The organism is Rhizobium ruizarguesonis (genome assembly GCF_017357285.1).
In the GTDB taxonomy this organism is placed as follows: domain Bacteria; phylum Pseudomonadota; class Alphaproteobacteria; order Rhizobiales; family Rhizobiaceae; genus Rhizobium; species Rhizobium ruizarguesonis.
On the sequence record NZ_CP071678.1, the window covers coordinates 4,658,818 to 4,675,786 of the forward strand.

Genomic DNA, 16,969 nt, shown 5'->3' on the forward strand with positions numbered 1-16,969 from the left:
TGTTGCGGGGAGAAAACCCCGGTGATAGTTTCCGCGCAAATAACAGGGGAGCTCCGTATCGCCGGGGCTGAGATGTGAGGTGCAAACCTCTGGACCCTTCAAAGCTGATCTGGGTAATGCCAGCGGAGCGAGGTTCAGATGTTCTCAGGCGCACAAGTGTCACTCTATCCCATGTCCGGCAATTTCGTCGGCATCATTCTCGATGCCGTCAAGGCGCTCGATCCCTATCGCGACCGACTGCGCATCGAGACCGATGACATCTCCACACTGCTGGTCGGCCCGCCTGACATCCTCTTCGCCGCCATGCACGATCTTTTCGTCGCCGCCGCAAGGACCGGCGAGCATTGCGTGCTGTCCGCCGCGGTTTCACGCGGCTGCCCCGGCGAGCCCGACGACGCCATCTGCGGCGTCAACCCTTCCCCCGGCCAGGCGGAGCCGCTTGCCGAGCGCATAAGAGCCGCACTTGCCGCCGTTGACATCACCACCGAGAGCGGACAGCCGACCGCTGCGCAATTCTCGCTCTACGTCATGGGCACCGGTACCCATATGGACGAGATCTATGGCTGCATCGACTTCCTGAAGCGCTCCGGCACTTTCGACCGCGCCAAGAATTTCTGCACCAGGCTTTCTGGTGATGCCGGCGCGGTCTTCGCCACCATTCGTGAGGCCTTCTTTCGCTTCGGCGACCCCGAAGGGCATGTGACCCTCGACATCACGGTGTCGGCCAATACATCGCCGCACGTATTTTCAGACGCGCAAAGGACGCTGTAGCACCTTAAATTTGCTGCATAATTCCTTAAATCGATTCCGATTTAAGGAATTATGCAGCAGCCGACGAAAGCTTGAAATCGAACGCTGATGACACTGTCAAAACCATCGGATCCGCGCCTTGCCGCGCTCCGCGCCGCTCTCTACCGGGGCATACCCGCCTTGCTTGCCGGCTGCGTTTTTTTGGCGGCGTGGGAACTCTATGTCGATCTTTCCGGCATCAAACCATCCATCCTGCCGGCGCCTTCGCGCATCGTCGTCCAGGGCTGGCTGAACCGCGAGGCGCTGATCGCCAACACCTGGCCGACGCTCGGCGCGACACTCGGAGGTTTCGCCCTCTCGCTTGCCTTCGCCTTCGCCGCCTCGATCCTCATGGATTTCGTGCCCTTCATGCGCCGGGCATTGCTGCCGATCTTCATCACCAGCCAGACCCTGCCGCTGGTGGCGATCGCGCCCCTCGTCGTCCTCTGGTTCGGTTTCGGCCTGTTGCCGAAGATCCTGCTTGTGGCGCTCGTCACCTTCTTCCCACTGCTCGTCGCCTTGCTGCAGGGCTATGAATCGACCGACCGTGACATCACCGAATTGCTGAATTCGATGAAGGCGAGCCGCTGGCGCATTTTCCGCCTGGCACGGCTTCCCTCCTCGCTGCCCTATTTCTTCGCCGGTCTGCGGATCTCGATCACCTATGCCGTCGTCGGCGCGATCTTTGCCGAATATGCCGGCGCCGCCCGCGGCCTCGGCATCTATATCCTCAACGCAAAGAACAATTTCCGTCCAGATCTCGTGCTCGCCGCCGTCATCGTCAGCGCCGTGCTGACACTCTGCCTCTTCGGAGCGACACTGATGATCCAGCGCCTCATCATGCCCTGGCAACCATCCGGGGAGCGGCGCCGATGAACGGTGGAATGGTTGAATTGCGCAACATCTCGAAGTCCTTCGACGGCATGAAGGTGCTCGGCGATATTTCGCTCGCTGTCGCAAGCGGCGAGTTCGTCTCGATCGTCGGCCCGTCCGGCTCCGGAAAATCGACGGTCCTTAGATTGCTGACCCAGGCGCTTCGGCCCGATTCCGGCAGCATGCTTTTTAAAGGCGCGCCGCTGGAACAGGCGCCGCATTCCTTCGCCTTCATGCCGCAACGCGATGCGCTGATGCCCTGGCGCCGGATCATCGACAATGCGGCACTCGGCCTTGAGGTGCGCGGTATGAGCCGCCGCGCGGCCCGCGCCACCGTCGCGCCTCTGTTCGAGCGCTTCGGCCTCGCCGGCTTCGAGCATCACTATCCCTCAGAACTATCAGGGGGCATGCGCCAGCGCGCCGCGCTGCTGCGCACCGTGGTCCAGACCCAGGACATGCTGCTGCTCGATGAGCCTTTCGGCGCGCTGGACGCGCTGACGCGCACGCAGATCCAGGAATGGCTGCAGGGCATGTGGACCGAACACCGTTGGACGGCGCTGCTGATCACCCATGATGTTCGCGAGGCCGTGTTCCTCTCCGACCGGATCTACGTGCTTTCGGCCCGTCCGGCGCGTATCATCCGCGAATTCCGCGTTCCCCTGCCCCGCCCGAGAAGCATTGCCGATCTCGGCTCGCCGGCGGCCCAGGCGATCGAAACCGAAATCCTGCAAACCCTGCTTCATCCGCTAGAACAGGATGATTTTAGGCCGATCGGCCTGAAATCTGAATCCTCTTCTAATTTAAAGAGTTAGAGCATGATGTCGTCCGAAAACCGCTCACACTTTTCGGCATCATGCTCTAGAGACCTGAGGAGGTCACCATGCTGCTTCTCACCCGTCGCCAGACGATCTTCGCCGCCATCGCGGCAAGCCTCGCCGGCCGCCCCGCCTTCGCCCAATCGGCGCCCGCAAAGGTCCGCATCGCGCTCGACTGGACGCCCAACACCAACCATATCGGCATCTATGTCGCCAAGGCGAAGGGCTTCTATGCCGATGCTGGCCTCGATGTCGAGATTCTTCCCTTCACCGATACCAGCGCCGGAACGCTGGTGTCCAACGGCGTTGCCGATTTCGGCATCAGCAGCGAGATCGAGACCCTCACGCAGCGCGCTGGCGGCGGTGACGTGAAGATGGTCTACGGCGTCGTCCAGACGGAAACCGCACGCCTGATCTTCAAGGGCGGACGCGACGACATCAAGAGCCCGAAAGACCTCGACGGCAAGACCTATGGCGGCTTTGGCGGCACCTGGGAGAGCGCGCTGATCTCCGCGATGATCCGCAATGATGGCGGCAAAGGCGACGTCAAGACCGTCACCCTCGGCACCTCTGCTTACGAGGCGCTGGACAATGGCTCGATCGATTTCACGCTGGAGATCTACACCTGGGAAGGCATCGCCGCCGAACTGGAAAAGCGGAAGATCGGCCGCTTCCACTATTCCGATTACGGCATTCCCGACGAGCAGACGACGGTCATCGTCTCCAGCGACGCCTATCTCTCCGCAAGTCGGGAACACGCCCGCGCCTTCATCCAGGCGACACGAAAGGGCTATGCCTACTCCGTCGACCATCCCGACGAAGCCTGCGACCTGCTGATCTCTGGAAGCAACGGCGCACTGATGAATACGGAACTGGTAAAGGCTTCTCAGAAAGCATTGATCGAGGGACACTTCCTAAAATCCGAGGCCGGTGTGATCGGTACGCTCGACCCGGCAAAGGCCGGCGCCATCGGCGGCTTCCTTGTCGAAAACGGCATTCTGGTCGATGCCAATGGCGCCGCACTCAAGGAGAATCCAGACTTTTCCACCTATTATACCAACGAACTTCTCGACTGAGCCCACCCCCTGCCTTGCCCGTTGCGGCTTTCCGCTGCAAAATCCCAGATACGGATTCAGATCTTGGGCCGGATCGGCCTAAGATCTGAATCCGTATCTAAATCAAAGAAGTAGAGCATGATGTCCTCCGAAAACCGCTCACACTTTTCGGCATCATGCTCCGGGCAGGGCGGGGGACAAGATGCGACAACAGGAGAGACTGGCCGGAGCGGACTTTCTGCGCGCGACGGCCTGTCTGCTGGTGCTCGCCCACCACTTCGCGCTGCGGCTGGATATGCGCAGAATCCCCGACGAACTCGGACCGACCGCAAATATCCTCCGCTTCGGCAATTTCGGCGTCGCCATCTTCTTCGTGCTCAGCGGCTTTCTTCTTGCCCATCCCTTCTGGCGCGCGCTCGACGCCGGTAGCGCCATGCCGAGCCTCCGGCATTACACGATCCGCAGGGCGGCGCGCATCGCTCCAGGCTTCTGGTTCGCCGCCACCATCGGCTTCGCCCTCAGCCTGACGCTGCTTGACCTGCCGCTGACGCCGGAGCTTGTGCTCCGCTACGTCTCCGGGCTGCTGTTCATGAACCAGTGGCATTGGCGCACCTTGTTTCCTGTCGAAGCCGACGGGCCGCTCTGGTCCATTGCCTTCGAAGTCACCAGCTATGTGCTCCTGCCGATCTGCTTTCTCCTGCTGTTTCGTTTGCCAGTGCTGAGGCGGCGCCCATTGCCTGCCCGCTTCGCCTGGCTTTGCGTCATCACAGCCGTGCTTCTCGCCCATGTGCTGATCCTGACCTTCTTTCCGCTCGACGACATCGGACGCGGCTGGCAGTACGGCCTGCAGGGCGGCGCGAAGGAGTGGATGCCGAGATATAATCCGATCGGCTTCTTTGCCGTCTTCGCGCTCGGCGCGCTTGCCGCCGGCGTCGAGGTCATGCTCCCAACAAGGCGCGCCTCCTGGTTCGATGTTATATCGCTCCTGGCCATCGCCGTTGCCGGCTACCGCCTCGTCATATCGCCCGGCGGCTCCGACGCGGCTTACGGCTGGCTCGAAATCCCCTATGGTTTTCCGGTCTTTCCGCTGGCGGTCGCAACGGCGCTCGTTTCGCTCAGCCATTCGCAACACCTGGGCAGGCTGTTCGACAACGCTCCTGTCCGCTACATCGCAAAGGTCTCCTTCGGCATCTATATCTGGCAGGAGATCATCCTGATATTGATCCAGAGACTCGACCCGGGCTCGTTTGGCTTTTCCTCGGAAAATGTCGTCACCGGCTGGCTGCAATCTTGCGGGCTGGCGGCGGCGCTCATCCTTCTGGTCGCAAGCCTCAGCTACTTCCTGCTGGAAAAGCCAGCGATCGATTTCGGCAACCGGCTGACGTCGCGCCAACCCAATCGGGCTACTCCTTTCAAAGTATAAATTTCCCGCAAGCGCAACTACAGGCGTTAAGGTTAACGCGAAATACTCCCATTTTTGGTGACTTTAGGGTTATCAAATTCCTATTTATACCGATGACAAACGATACGTGACCCTGTATCTGTCTCACTGTTGTTCAGTACCGCATCTAAACTTGTGGACCTTGCGTAATGAATGCTTTTACTTCGAAGACGAATTCACGCTTCGATCCGTCTCAGCGTCAGGACAAAACCAAGATCCTGGTTATAGCGAACTCCAACATTCGCCAGCCGGAGAGCTTTTCCCCTGTCGAAAGAAAAATGGCGGTGCGGCTGGGTATGAAGCGGTTGATCGACATTGTCGCCTCAGTCAGCGCCCTGATGGTGCTGGCGCCGCTTTTTCTGGCAATCGCGCTTTTCATCAAGCTCGACGATGGCGGTCCGGTGTTTTTTCGCCAGATCCGCTGGGGGCTGAACGGCCGCAAGATCACGGTCTTCAAGTTCCGATCGATGCGTGCCGAAGCTTGTGATCCGAGCGGCGTTCAACAGACGGTCAAGGGCGACAACCGGGTGACCGGCATCGGCGCGGTGCTCCGCAAGACCAATATCGACGAGCTGCCGCAGCTTTTCAACGTTCTTAAGGGCGAGATGTCGCTGGTCGGCCCGCGCTGCCACGCCATCAACATGCGGGCAGCCGGCAAGCTCTACGAAGAACTGGTGCCCGACTACCATCAGCGCCACATCATGCGCCCCGGCATCACCGGTCTTGCGCAGACACGCGGTTGGCGGGGCCCGACGACGCGATCGCTGGAAGCCCGCGCTCGCATTGCCTGCGATATCTATTATGTCCGGAATTTCAGCCTGCTGCTCGACCTGAAGATACTGCTCCGGACGGTCGCCATGGAGCTGCGCGGCGGCACGGGCTTCTGAGAATGATCCGGCATCACTACCAGAGGTAGGCGGTCTTATAGCGCCGCGCGTCCTAATTTCAGCTCGGCCGATAGCGCTGTTTTCCACACGTCGACAGAGAAAGGCAGAAACAAAAAAGCGGCCATCGCGGCCGCTTTTCATGAATCTTGCCGATTGTAATCAATCCTGTTCAACGACGCCGCGCAGATGCGTCATTTCCATGATGAAGTGCTCAAGCTTCGACTTGTGCTCATGCAATTCGGCATGTTCGAGTTCCAGGCGGGCAGCCTCGATGCGGCGCGTCAGCTCGTCCTTCTGGAGTTCCTCGACCGGAACCGCGGATTCGGCAAGCAATGTACAGCCAGTCGGCAGGATATCGGCAAAACCGCCGAACACGACGTAATCCTGCTTCTTGCCGGAGGCCGAACGTACGCTCACGACGCCCGGCTTGATCGTCGTCATCGTCGGTGCATGGTTTGCCATGACCGTCATCTCGCCTTCAGTCGCAGGGATAACGACCTCGGTCACCATCTCCGACAGCAGCAGGCGCTCCGGCGAAACGAGCTCAAAGTTGAAATTGTCAGCCATCAGTGACTTACCTTCTCGGCTATGGCTTTCGCATCTTGCAATTTAGTCCCGCAGAACGGGCAGTGCATTATCGCTTGGTCGAGATAACCGAGGCCTTCCTCGCTTTGAACCAGACCCACCACCATCATCAGCACGCCGTTATCGGCGCGATAGACGGTCGGCGCGGCTGGTTCTGGAAGATCCGCCACGACCCCCTTCAGGGAGTCGCAGCAGAATATCTCGCCTAGCGCGTCGCTCATTAAGCAGCTGCGAGCTTCTTGGCCTTTTCGACCGCTTCTTCCATCGAGCCGACCATGTAGAAGGCAGCTTCCGGCAGGTGATCGTATTCGCCGTTGACGAGGCCCTTGAAGCCCTTGATCGTGTCTTCCAGAGCAACCAGCTTACCCGGCGAACCGGTGAAGACTTCGGCGACGAAGAACGGCTGCGACAGGAAACGCTCGATCTTGCGGGCGCGGGCAACAGCAATCTTGTCGTCTTCGGACAGTTCGTCCATGCCAAGGATGGCGATGATGTCCTGCAGGGCCTTGTAGCGCTGCAGCGTCGACTGGACCTTGCGGGCGACGTCGTAATGTTCTTCACCGACGACCAGCGGATCGAGCATGCGCGACGTGGAGTCGAGCGGATCGACGGCCGGGTAGATACCCTTTTCAGCGATCGAGCGCGACAGAACCGTCGTTGCGTCAAGGTGGGCGAACGAAGTTGCCGGCGCCGGGTCGGTCAAGTCGTCGGCCGGAACGTAGATGGCCTGAACCGAGGTGATCGAGCCAGTCGTCGTCGTGGTGATGCGCTCCTGCATCTGGCCCATGTCAGTTGCCAGCGTCGGCTGATAACCGACGGCCGACGGGATGCGGCCCAGCAAAGCCGACACTTCGGAACCTGCCTGCGTGAAGCGGAAGATGTTGTCGACGAAGAACAGAACGTCCTGGCCCTGGTCGCGGAAGTGCTCGGCAACAGTCAGGCCGGTCAGGGCGACGCGGGCGCGGGCGCCCGGCGGTTCGTTCATCTGACCGTAAACCAGCGCAGCCTTCGAGCCTTCGCCGCCGCCATGCTTGTTGACGTTCGATTCGATCATTTCATAGTAGAGGTCGTTGCCTTCGCGGGTGCGTTCACCGACGCCCGCAAAAACCGAATAACCACCATGCGCCTTGGCGACGTTGTTGATCAGTTCCATGATCAGAACGGTCTTGCCGACGCCGGCGCCGCCAAAGAGGCCGATCTTGCCGCCACGTGCATAGGGAGCCAGAAGATCGACGACCTTGATGCCGGTGACGAGGATCTGCCCCTCCGTCGACTGCTCGACATAGGTTGGCGCATCCTGGTGGATGGCGCGCTTGTGAGCGGTGACCAGCGGACCGGCTTCGTCGACCGGCTCACCGATGACGTTCATGATGCGGCCGAGCGTCTCGTTACCGACCGGAACCATGATCGGAGCGCCGGTGTCGCCGACTTCCTGGCCGCGCACGAGACCGTCTGTCGAGTCCATCGCGATAGTACGGACGACGTTTTCGCCAAGGTGCTGCGCAACTTCGAGAACCAGGCGGATGCCGTTGTTGCTGGTTTCCAGCGCGTTCAGGATCTTCGGCAGTTCGCCTTCGAAAGCAACGTCGACGACGGCGCCGATAACCTGGGTGACTCTGCCGACAGAGCCGATCTTGGGGGTAGCTGCCTCAGCCATTTTCTGACCCTCTTTTCCTAGCCTCAGAGCGCTTCCGCGCCCGAAATGATTTCAATGAGTTCCTTGGTGATCTGCGCCTGACGCTGGCGGTTGTAGCTCAGCGTCAGCTTGTTGATCATCTCACCGGCATTACGCGTTGCGTTGTCCATAGCGCTCATCTTGGCGCCCATCTCGCCTGCGACGTTCTCGAGGAGCGCGCGGAAGACCTGGACGGAGATGTTGCGCGGGATCAGATCTTCGAGGATCGAAGCCGGATCCGGCTCATATTCATAGACGGCGCCTGCATGTTCGGCATCTTCGGCCTGCACAGCTCCCGCCGAAGCCGGGATGAGCCGCTGCGCCGTCGGAATCTGGCTGATCACCGACTTGAACTCGGAATAAAACAGCGTGCAGACGTCGAACTCACCGGCAGCATACATCTCGATGATGCGTTTGCCGATCTGGTCCGCATTCTCGAAACCAACGCGCTTGACGTCGCGCAATTCCTTGCGCTCGATGATCAGCGACGCGAATTCGCGGCGAAGGATGTCGTAACCCTTCTTGCCGACGGTGAAGATCTTCACCGTCTTGCCTTCGGCAAGCAGCTTGCGGACATGTTCGCGTGCAAAGCGTGCGATCTGCGAGTTGAAACCGCCGCAAAGACCACGTTCGGCCGTGCACACCACCAGCAGATGGACCTGGTCCTGGCCGGTGCCGGTCATCAGCGTCGGCGCACCGTCGGCATCGGTGACGGCCTTGGCGATATTCGCCAGAACCGCACCCATGCGCTGCGAATAAGGCCGAGCGGCCTCGGCCGCCTCCTGCGCACGCCGAAGCTTCGCCGCGGCGACCATTTTCATCGCCTTGGTGATCTTCTGCGTCGCCTTGACGGAGGCGATCCGGTTTTTCAGATCCTTAAGTGAAGGCATCCGTGATCCGTCCTAACTTAGGGCCCGATTACGAGAAAGACTTTGCGAAGCTATCGAGAGCAGCGGTGAGCTTGCCCCTGGTATCATCGCTGATTGCCTTTTCCGTGCGGATCGCGTCGAGGATGGCAGAGCCTTCCGAACGCAGGTACGAGAGGAAGCCCTGCTCGAACTTGCCGACCGAAGCGACCGGCAGCTTGTCGAGATAGCCGTTGACGCCAGCAAAGATCACGGCGACCTGCTCTTCCGTCTTCAGCGGCGAGAACTGCGGCTGCTTCAGGAGTTCGGTCAGGCGTGCGCCGCGGTTCAGCAGGCGCTGCGTCGCAGCGTCGAGGTCCGAACCGAACTGGGCGAAGGCGGCCATTTCGCGATACTGGGCAAGTTCGCCCTTGATCGAACCGGCGACCTGCTTCATCGCCTTGATCTGCGCCGCCGAGCCGACGCGGGAAACCGACAGGCCGACGTTCACGGCCGGACGGACACCCTGGTAGAACAGGTCGGTTTCAAGGAAGATCTGGCCGTCAGTGATCGAGATCACATTGGTCGGAATGAAGGCCGACACGTCGTTGCCCTGCGTTTCGATAACCGGCAGAGCCGTCAGCGAACCGGCGCCCTGGTCGTCGTTCATCTTCGCAGCACGCTCGAGCAGGCGCGAGTGCAGGTAGAAAACATCGCCCGGATAGGCTTCGCGGCCCGGCGGGCGGCGCAGCAACAACGACATCTGGCGGTAGGACACGGCCTGCTTGGACAGGTCGTCGTAACCGATCAGCGCATGCATTCCGTTATCGCGGAAATATTCGCCCATGGCGCAGCCGGCAAACGGAGCCAGGTACTGCAACGGCGCCGGGTCGGAAGCCGTCGCGGCAACGATGATCGAATATTTCAGTGCGCCGCGCTCTTCGAGCACCTTGACGAACTGAGCGACGGTCGAGCGCTTCTGGCCGACGGCGACGTAGACGCAGTAAAGCTTCTCGCCTTCCGGACCGTTGTCGTGAATGGCCTTCTGGTTCAGGAAGGCATCGAGAAGGATCGCGGTCTTGCCGGTCTGGCGGTCGCCGATAACCAGCTCGCGCTGGCCGCGGCCGATCGGAATCAGCGCGTCGATGGCCTTGAGGCCGGTCGACATCGGCTCGTGAACCGACTTGCGCGGAATGATGCCCGGAGCCTTGATGTCGACGCGCGAACGGCGCGTCGCGTTGATCGGGCCCTTGCCGTCGATCGGATTGCCGAGCGCGTCGACGACGCGGCCGAGCAGCTCCGGGCCGACCGGAACGTCGACGATGGCGCCGGTCCGCTTGACGGTGTCGCCTTCCTTGATGTCGCGGTCGGCACCGAAGATGACGACGCCGACATTGTCGGCTTCAAGATTCAGCGCCATGCCGCGGATGCCGCCCGGGAACTCGACCATTTCACCGGCCTGGACATTGTCCAGACCATAGACACGAGCGATACCGTCACCGACGGAGAGAACCTGGCCGACTTCCGAGACTTCTGCCTCTTTGCCGAAATTTTTAATCTGGTCTTTGAGAATTGCGGAAATTTCCGCGGCGCGGATATCCATCAGCCAACCTCTTTCAATGCGAGCTTAAGGGTAGAGAGTTTGGTACGAAGAGACGTATCAATCTGACGGGACCCGACCTTCACGATCAGACCACCAAGAATTGACGGATCAACCGTGACGGCAATCGTCACGTCTTTGCCGGTAACGCTCTTGAGTGCCACCTTCAATTCGGTTTCCTGCGCTTGCGAAAGCGCATGCGCCGAGGTGACCTCGGCGGAGATTTCACCGCGATGGTTCGCGGCGATGATGCGGAAGGCCTTGATCATGCCCGGCAGGGCGAACAGGCGGCGGTTGCGCGCCACGACCTTCAGGAAATTGGCGAAGAAACCGCTGATGCCGGCCTTCTCGCTGATGGCGACGATCGCCTTCAGCTGGTCTTCGGCTGAAAAAACCGGGCTTGCGACGAAGCGCTTCAGGTCGGCGCTCTCATCCAGCATCGCCTGGAAACGGTCAAGATCGGCGGTGACGCTGTCGACGGCGCCCTGCTCGAGCGCCAGTTCGAAAAGCGACGAGGCATAGCGTTCTGCAACACCAGAAGTAAGCTGGGACGTGTCTGCCACTGGCACAAATTTCCCTGATTTCAACCCAAAATCCGGCTCTCGGCGGGCGCCGAACCTATGATCTTGAATTCGTTTTGATTTCCCCCAGAAATCACAAGAGAAGCCTCTTGCTTCTTCCGAAATTCGGGGTCCGTCTAACATAGGATGTTCGGACTCGCAACACGCGTAACGCCCGAATACGCCTTTCATATGAATTTCTGTCCGCAAAATTGCGCAATGGCCTGGAAGCAGGCCAAAGAAGCCGTCTGTCGGCAGCCAGACTTACGTCTGGGTGAAGCCGAAGACGTAGAGCAGCGGTAGCGCGGCCAAGGCGATCTGTACAACCAGAAGTAAATAGTTGACGAGATTACTCCCCTTATCGGACAGGATCGAGATGATACGGGCAAAGGCAGCCATCGCGAAGGAGGCGCCGAGCGCCATGTAGATCCAATCCTGGGCGAGCATGATCGCCGACAGCCCGAAACCGAGATAGAAACCGCCCATCGAGCGTCCCTCGCCGAAGCCTTCCGGCCGCCCCTCCTGCGCCTGCAGACCGAGAAGGCGGAAAGTTTGGCCCGGCGCGAACATCATGATGAAGCCGGCAAGCGCCGTGAAAGCGGCGGAGCAAAAGGCAAGCTGCTCGCCAAGCTCGGTCGGAAAGTAAAACTCCATGCATCAGCCCCAAATCACCCGGATGAATCAGTGTTTTATGGCATGGGCCGAAAAAGGAGGGAATGGCGGCGTCATTCATTTAGAGAAAACTCTGCGGATCGATATCCAGCTGCACCTGCACCGATCCGCGCTCCTTGGGCGATTGCGACAGCATCGCCCGCAGGAACCCCTGCATGTCCGAGTTCCGCCGGCCGTGCACCAAAAGACGGAAACGGTGGCGGCCGCGCACCAGCGCAAGCGGCGCTTCGGCCGGGCCGAGCACCGAAATGCCTGACACCTGCGGTGCGGCGTTGCGCATGCCGCGCGCATGGTTTTCGGCGTCGTGGCGGGTCTCGGCTGAAACGATGATCGAGGCGAGCCTGCCGAAGGGCGGCAATAGGGCGCGTTCGCGTTCGGTGATCTCGCGCTCGTAGAAAGCATCGGAATCGCCGGAGACGATTGCCTGCATGACAGGATGCTGCGGCTGATAGGTCTGCAGCAGACCATGGCTCTTGAGGCCGGTGCGCCCGGCCCGGCCCGTCACCTGCGACAACAGCTGGAAGGTGCGCTCGGCGGCGCGCGGGTCGCCATTGGCAAGGCCGAGATCGGCATCGACGATGCCGACCAGCGTCATCAGCGGAAAATTGTGGCCCTTGGCCACAAGCTGGGTGCCGATGACGATATCGGCTTCGCCCTTGGCGATCGCTTCCAGCTCCAGCCGCAGCCGCTTCACCCCGCCCATGATATCCGAGGAGAGAACGATCGTCCGCGCCTCCGGAAAATGCCGTTCCACCTCCTCGGCGATGCGCTCGACGCCTGGCCCGCATGCGACGAGATGGTCGAGCGTGCCGCATTCCGGGCACGCCTCCGGCGTGCGCTCGGCATGGCCGCATTGATGGCATTGCAGCTGCTTGCGGAAGCGATGCTCCACCAGCCAGCTCGAGCATTGCGGGCATTGGAACCGGTGGCCGCAGACCCGGCAGAGCGTCAGCGGCGCATAACCGCGCCGGTTGAGAAAGAGCAGCGCCTGTTCGCGCTTTTCCACCGTCTTGCCGATCGCCCGGATCAACACCGGCGACAGGAAGCCGCCCCGCTCCGGCGCGTGCCTGCGCATATCGACCAGATGCAGGTCCGGCATCGCCGCATCGCCGAAACGCGTCGGCAGATGAACGGTGCTGTAGCGCCCGCTCTGGCCGTTGACCTGGCTTTCGACCGACGGCGTCGCCGACACCAGAATGATGGGAAAATCACCGATGCGGCCGCGCACGACGGCCATGTCGCGAGCATTGTAAAAGACACGATCCTCCTGCTTGTAGGCGGGATCGTGCTCTTCGTCGACGATGATCAGGCCGAGATCCTCGAACGGCAGGAAGAGCGCCGAGCGCGCGCCCGCCACCACCCGCACTTCGCCGGTCACCGCCTGGCGCCAGACCTTTTCGCGCATGCGCGGCGCAAGATCGGAATGCCATTCGGCAGGCTTTGCCCCGAAGCGGTCCTGGAAGCGCTCCATGAAACTGGCCGTCAGCGCGATCTCCGGCAGCAGGATCAACACCTGCTTGCCGCGTTTCAGCGTTTCGGCAATCGCCTCGAAATAGACCTCCGTCTTGCCGGAGCCGGTCACTCCGTCGATCAGCGACACCGAAAATTCGCCCTTGCGGACATCGGAAACGATCTCTTCGGCCGCCTGCTTCTGCGGCCCTTCGAGACGTGCAGCGGCAAAATCCGGATCGGGCATCGCCACCACCGGCGGCGGCGGCAGGAATACCGTCTCGAAGATGCCGAGCGTGATCAGCCCGTCGACGACACTCGTCGAGACACCCGCCGCATGCGCAAGGCCGCTGCGTGTCCAGGAAAAACCGTCGGAGGCCGTATCGAGCACCCGGGCGCGCGCCGGCGTCATCCGCTCCGGTTCGCCGCCGACGAGCTTCAACCCCTCCACCATCGGTTCCGGCTCGAAGGCGTTCGGCGCTCTCAGCGCCATGCGGGCGACGAGGCCGGGCGGCGAGAGCGTATAGGTCGCCACCCAATCGATGAAATCCCGCATCTCGCTGGAAAGCGGCGGGCAGTCGAAGACGTGGCTGATCGGCCGAAGCTTCTTCGGATCGACACCGTCCTCGCCGCCGTCCCAGACGACGCCGATCACCTGTCGCGGCCCGAGCGGCACCTGCACGACCGAGCCGGGCTCGACCGCCATGCCATCCGGCACCGAATAGGAATAGGGTTTGGGCGCCGGCATCGGCACCAGCACCGGAACCGTTCGGTTCGCGGGCGGTGCCTCGAAAAGCGCGCCAAAGAGATCGGACGAATCTGTGCTCATCGGGCGAGACCATGCCCGCAAATCGATGGAATTGGAACCGCAAAGACGGAGCCGCGCATTACGGGTCGCCGCGACGATTTAAACAGTGAAGCTCAGAAGTTGAGCTTCACTGCGCAAGGCGGTCACCACTGCCGGAAGTGGCTTCATTTGTCTCGGCATTGCGTTGCCGCAGGCGGATGATCGCCGACGCCTCGCGTGGATTGGGCGGCAGGACAGCGTTCTTCAACGCGATCGAATAGGCGTGTTTCGGATGTTCCAGCACATCCCTGGCGTCGCCGCTCTCCACCACCACGCCCTTGCGCATGATCACCACGCGGTCGGAAATGTAATAGGCGGTCGCAAGATCATGGGTGATGTAGACGATCGAGACGTTGAGAGCGTCGCGCAGATCCCGGAAGAGATTGACGATCGACATGCGAAGCGATGCGTCGACCATCGAGACCGGCTCGTCCGCCACAATCAGCTTCGGCTCGGGTATCAGCGCACGGGCGACGGCGATGCGCTGCAATTGGCCGCCTGAAAGCTCATGCGAGAAACGACCTTTTATCTCCGCCATCGACAGGCCGACACGTTGAAGGGCGACATCGGCAAGCGCTTCCTTTTCGGCCCGGCTCTTTGCGCCCTTGAAGCGATGGGCGGTGGCCAGCAGATACTCGTCGATCCGCGTCAGCGGATTGAAGGCCTCGAACGGATTTTGAAAGACTGGCTGGACCTTGGCCATGAAAGCCTCGCGATCCCGACGGGACCGCACCGCCTTCACATCCGTGCCGTCGAAGCGGATGCTGCCCCGATCGGCCTTTTCGCTGCCGAGGATCATCTTCGCCAGCGTCGACTTTCCGGAACCGGATTCGCCGACGATCGTGAATATCTCGGGCTTATCGGCGCTAAGCGCAAAGCTGACATCGTCGACCGCCTTCATCTTCTCGCGTGAAAAGAAACCACCGATCGGAAAGAGCTTGGTCACATGGTCGAGTTCGAGGAGGAAATGGCCGCTCATTGGATCTGGTACTCCCCGGCACGGAAGCATGCGACCCGGCCTCCCGTGGCGCTCGGCAGCATGGGCGGCACTTCACGTGAACATTTGTCGATCGCGATCGGACAGCGCGGATGGAAACGGCATCCCGAGGGTGGATCCGAAAGTGCCGGCGGCTTGCCCTTGAGGCTCTTTCGCGTCGAAACATCACCGATGCGCGGCAGGCTGCCGATCAGGTGGACGGTGTAGGGATGCTGCGGATTGTCGAAGATCGCCTGCGTCGGCCCCTCCTCCGCCAGCCGTCCCGCATACATGATGGCCAGCCGGTCGGTGATGGCGGCATGCACCGACATGTCGTGGGTCACGAAGATGACTGAGGACTGCAGGCGCATCTGCACTTCCTTGATCAGCGCCAGAACGTCCTGCTGGACGAGCACGTCAAGCGCCGTCGTCGGCTCGTCGGCGATGATGAATTCCGGCTCGCAGACAGTGGCGAGAGCTATCGTCAGACGCTGGCGCATGCCGCCCGAAAGCTGGTGCGGAAAGGCCTCGAGCACATGCGGATCGAGATGCAGCCTAGCAAGATGCGCCTCGACGCGCGCGCGGAAGGCATCTGGATCGAGGTTCATGTGGCGGGAGGCGAAATCGGTGAAGGCGTGCTTGACCCTTCTGACCGGGTTCAGCACGTTCATCGAGCCTTGCATGATATAGGAAAGGTGGCGCCAGCGTGCCGCCTTCATCTTGTTCGGTTCGCCATAGACATCGATCGGCCCGTCGGCAAAATTGAATTTGACCGTTCCGCCGACGACACGCATCGGCGGCCGGATGGCGCCGGCAAGCGTCTTGATCAGCGATGTCTTGCCGCTCGAGGATTCGCCGGCAATGCCGTAGATCTCGTTTCTGCGGATGGTCAGGCTAATATCGTCGACCGCGCGGATCTCCCGTCGCACACCGAAATAGTCGTTGACGTAATAGCATTTCAGCCCGTCGATCGTCAGCGCGTCCGTGGCGTTTTCGGCAAGGGTCAAAGGCTGCGTCCTCATCAGGTTCTGCATCTCCTCATGCTCCCATGCGGGCGAGCCGCGAGCGTGGGTCGATATATTCGTTCACCGACATGGCGAGCATGAACAGGCCGAGGAACAGGATGACCACGAAGAGCATCGGAAAGGCGACCCACCACCATACGCCCGATACCATCGCGGAATGCGCATTGGCCCAGTAGATCATGCCGCCGATCGTCGGCCGGTTGATGTCGGAGAATCCGAGCACCGAGAGCGTCACCTCGAGGCCGATCGCCCAGATCAGATTGTTCATCGTCGTGAAGAAGACGATCGGCATGACATAGGGCAGATGCTCGCGGATGAGGATCTGCCGCGTGCGCATGCCCGAAAAGACCGCGTGCCGGGTGAATTCCCGGTGGCGCAGAGACAGGGCGACGGAACGGATCAGGCGGCTGTCATGCGTCCATCCGAGCAGCGCCGCTGTGATCGCCAGCATGAACCACGTCATCTGGTCGCGAAGCACGAAGACCAGAAGCAGCAGGATCGGAATGTTCGGCAGTGCGCCGAGCGTATCATTGACCGCCATGATGATCTGGTCGGTTCGCCCACCGATATAGCCGGAGATCAGCCCGACGGCGATGGCGATGATGCGGCTGACGAAGGCGACGATGATGCCGAAGAACAGCGTATTGCGCATCGAGGCGGCGATCTGCCAGAAAACCTCCTGGCCACGCGAGGTGGTGCCCAGCCAGAATTCGGCCGAAGGCGGCATGTCGGGCGCGACCACATAGATGGCATTCTCGTCATAGGGCGAGAAGAACGACGCCACGATCAGGGCCAGGATGATTGAGATCAGGATGGTTCCGAGCAGGAACTCCTTGTTGTAGCGAAGCAGATCTCTGAGGACTTTGAACATCACG

17 protein-coding genes and 1 riboswitch are annotated in these 16,969 nt (G+C 61.0%); of the genes, 6 read left to right on the top strand and 11 right to left on the bottom strand.

The genetic code is table 11. From position 1 onward, the window contains the following. Positions 1-34: 34 nt before the first annotated feature. Positions 35-148: riboswitch (TPP riboswitch) on the top strand. From J3P73_RS22770 to J3P73_RS22795, 6 genes are all read left to right on the top strand, one after another. Continuing rightward, entirely contained in the window at positions 139-771 is a 633-nt protein-coding gene (locus J3P73_RS22770) for a YkoF family thiamine/hydroxymethylpyrimidine-binding protein (protein WP_018069032.1), read from the top strand. (Overlaps the previous riboswitch by 10 nt.) 87 nt (positions 772-858) lie before the next feature. Further along, positions 859-1,665 (top strand): ABC transporter permease, encoded by an 807-nt coding sequence (locus tag J3P73_RS22775; RefSeq protein WP_075225468.1) that lies wholly within the window; start codon positions 859-861, stop codon positions 1,663-1,665. Continuing rightward, entirely contained in the window at positions 1,662-2,474 is an 813-nt protein-coding gene (locus J3P73_RS22780) for an ABC transporter ATP-binding protein (protein ID WP_018069034.1), read from the top strand. Before J3P73_RS22775 ends, J3P73_RS22780 begins: the two co-directional genes overlap by 4 nt. 68 nt (positions 2,475-2,542) lie before the next feature. Then, positions 2,543-3,553 (top strand): ABC transporter substrate-binding protein, encoded by a 1,011-nt coding sequence (locus tag J3P73_RS22785; protein ID WP_130673192.1) that lies wholly within the window; start codon positions 2,543-2,545, stop codon positions 3,551-3,553. Positions 3,554-3,734: 181 nt separating this feature from the next. Next, a complete protein-coding gene (locus tag J3P73_RS22790; protein WP_130692912.1) occupies positions 3,735-4,955 on the top strand; it encodes an acyltransferase family protein in 1,221 nt (406 codons plus the stop codon). A 167-nt stretch (positions 4,956-5,122) separates the two neighbouring features. After that, positions 5,123-5,860 carry a sugar transferase gene (locus J3P73_RS22795; protein WP_130656534.1) on the top strand — a complete coding sequence of 246 codons (738 nt, stop codon included), beginning with the start codon at positions 5,123-5,125 and terminating at the stop codon, positions 5,858-5,860. A 159-nt stretch (positions 5,861-6,019) separates the two neighbouring features. Here J3P73_RS22795 and J3P73_RS22800 read toward each other — a convergent pair whose 3' ends face one another. The 11 genes from J3P73_RS22800 to J3P73_RS22850 form a co-directional block, all read right to left on the bottom strand. Next, on the bottom strand, positions 6,020-6,427 hold the full coding sequence (locus tag J3P73_RS22800; RefSeq protein WP_018069038.1) for a F0F1 ATP synthase subunit epsilon: 408 nt from the start codon (positions 6,425-6,427) through the stop codon (positions 6,020-6,022). Further along, on the bottom strand, positions 6,427-6,666 hold the full coding sequence (locus J3P73_RS22805; protein ID WP_024323368.1) for a hypothetical protein: 240 nt from the start codon (positions 6,664-6,666) through the stop codon (positions 6,427-6,429). Before J3P73_RS22805 ends, J3P73_RS22800 begins: the two co-directional genes overlap by 1 nt. Further along, positions 6,666-8,102, bottom strand: a complete 1,437-nt coding sequence (gene atpD / locus J3P73_RS22810; RefSeq protein WP_018069039.1) for a F0F1 ATP synthase subunit beta — start codon at positions 8,100-8,102, stop codon at positions 6,666-6,668. Before atpD ends, J3P73_RS22805 begins: the two co-directional genes overlap by 1 nt. 23 nt (positions 8,103-8,125) lie before the next feature. After that, a complete protein-coding gene (locus tag J3P73_RS22815; RefSeq protein ID WP_018069040.1) occupies positions 8,126-9,010 on the bottom strand; it encodes a F0F1 ATP synthase subunit gamma in 885 nt (294 codons plus the stop codon). A gap of 28 nt (positions 9,011-9,038) precedes the next feature. Then, positions 9,039-10,568: a F0F1 ATP synthase subunit alpha gene (gene atpA, locus J3P73_RS22820; protein WP_018069041.1), complete on the bottom strand. Its 1,530-nt coding sequence runs from the start codon at positions 10,566-10,568 to the stop codon at positions 9,039-9,041. Beyond that, positions 10,568-11,134 (bottom strand): F0F1 ATP synthase subunit delta, encoded by a 567-nt coding sequence (locus J3P73_RS22825; protein ID WP_017966273.1) that lies wholly within the window; start codon positions 11,132-11,134, stop codon positions 10,568-10,570. The genes atpA and J3P73_RS22825 overlap by 1 nt, the downstream gene beginning before the upstream one ends. Before the next feature lie 255 nt (positions 11,135-11,389). Further along, positions 11,390-11,779 (bottom strand): AGROH133_08824 family phage infection protein, encoded by a 390-nt coding sequence (locus J3P73_RS22830; RefSeq protein WP_011653787.1) that lies wholly within the window; start codon positions 11,777-11,779, stop codon positions 11,390-11,392. Between the two features lie 79 nt (positions 11,780-11,858). Beyond that, positions 11,859-14,075 (bottom strand): primosomal protein N', encoded by a 2,217-nt coding sequence (locus J3P73_RS22835; protein WP_024323369.1) that lies wholly within the window; start codon positions 14,073-14,075, stop codon positions 11,859-11,861. Positions 14,076-14,181: 106 nt separating this feature from the next. Continuing rightward, positions 14,182-15,072, bottom strand: a complete 891-nt coding sequence (locus tag J3P73_RS22840; protein WP_024323370.1) for an ABC transporter ATP-binding protein — start codon at positions 15,070-15,072, stop codon at positions 14,182-14,184. Continuing rightward, a complete protein-coding gene (locus J3P73_RS22845) occupies positions 15,069-16,091 on the bottom strand; it encodes an ABC transporter ATP-binding protein (protein ID WP_392709626.1) in 1,023 nt (340 codons plus the stop codon). Before J3P73_RS22845 ends, J3P73_RS22840 begins: the two co-directional genes overlap by 4 nt. 16 nt (positions 16,092-16,107) lie before the next feature. Beyond that, complete coding sequence (locus tag J3P73_RS22850; protein ID WP_024323372.1) at positions 16,108-16,965, bottom strand: ABC transporter permease; 858 nt, start codon at positions 16,963-16,965, stop codon at positions 16,108-16,110. Positions 16,966-16,969: the final 4 nt, after the last annotated feature.

Excerpts from the sequence above, each read along its gene's own strand:
- J3P73_RS22770 (WP_018069032.1), top strand. The coding sequence starts at position 139 with ATGTTCTCAGGCGCACAAGTGTCACTCTATCCCATGTCCGGCAATTTC.
- J3P73_RS22775 (WP_075225468.1), top strand. The coding sequence starts at position 859 with ATGACACTGTCAAAACCATCGGATCCGCGCCTTGCCGCGCTCCGCGCC.
- J3P73_RS22780 (WP_018069034.1), top strand. The coding sequence starts at position 1,662 with ATGAACGGTGGAATGGTTGAATTGCGCAACATCTCGAAGTCCTTCGAC.
- J3P73_RS22785 (WP_130673192.1), top strand. The coding sequence starts at position 2,543 with ATGCTGCTTCTCACCCGTCGCCAGACGATCTTCGCCGCCATCGCGGCA.
- J3P73_RS22790 (WP_130692912.1), top strand. The coding sequence starts at position 3,735 with ATGCGACAACAGGAGAGACTGGCCGGAGCGGACTTTCTGCGCGCGACG.
- J3P73_RS22795 (WP_130656534.1), top strand. The coding sequence starts at position 5,123 with ATGAATGCTTTTACTTCGAAGACGAATTCACGCTTCGATCCGTCTCAG.
- J3P73_RS22800 (WP_018069038.1), bottom strand. The coding sequence starts at position 6,427 with ATGGCTGACAATTTCAACTTTGAGCTCGTTTCGCCGGAGCGCCTGCTG.
- J3P73_RS22805 (WP_024323368.1), bottom strand. The coding sequence starts at position 6,666 with ATGAGCGACGCGCTAGGCGAGATATTCTGCTGCGACTCCCTGAAGGGG.
- atpD (WP_018069039.1), bottom strand. The coding sequence starts at position 8,102 with ATGGCTGAGGCAGCTACCCCCAAGATCGGCTCTGTCGGCAGAGTCACC.
- J3P73_RS22815 (WP_018069040.1), bottom strand. The coding sequence starts at position 9,010 with ATGCCTTCACTTAAGGATCTGAAAAACCGGATCGCCTCCGTCAAGGCG.
- atpA (WP_018069041.1), bottom strand. The coding sequence starts at position 10,568 with ATGGATATCCGCGCCGCGGAAATTTCCGCAATTCTCAAAGACCAGATT.
- J3P73_RS22830 (WP_011653787.1), bottom strand. The coding sequence starts at position 11,779 with ATGGAGTTTTACTTTCCGACCGAGCTTGGCGAGCAGCTTGCCTTTTGC.
- J3P73_RS22835 (WP_024323369.1), bottom strand. The coding sequence starts at position 14,075 with ATGAGCACAGATTCGTCCGATCTCTTTGGCGCGCTTTTCGAGGCACCG.
- J3P73_RS22840 (WP_024323370.1), bottom strand. The coding sequence starts at position 15,072 with ATGAGCGGCCATTTCCTCCTCGAACTCGACCATGTGACCAAGCTCTTT.
- J3P73_RS22845 (WP_392709626.1), bottom strand. The coding sequence starts at position 16,091 with ATGAGGACGCAGCCTTTGACCCTTGCCGAAAACGCCACGGACGCGCTG.
- J3P73_RS22850 (WP_024323372.1), bottom strand. The coding sequence starts at position 16,965 with ATGTTCAAAGTCCTCAGAGATCTGCTTCGCTACAACAAGGAGTTCCTG.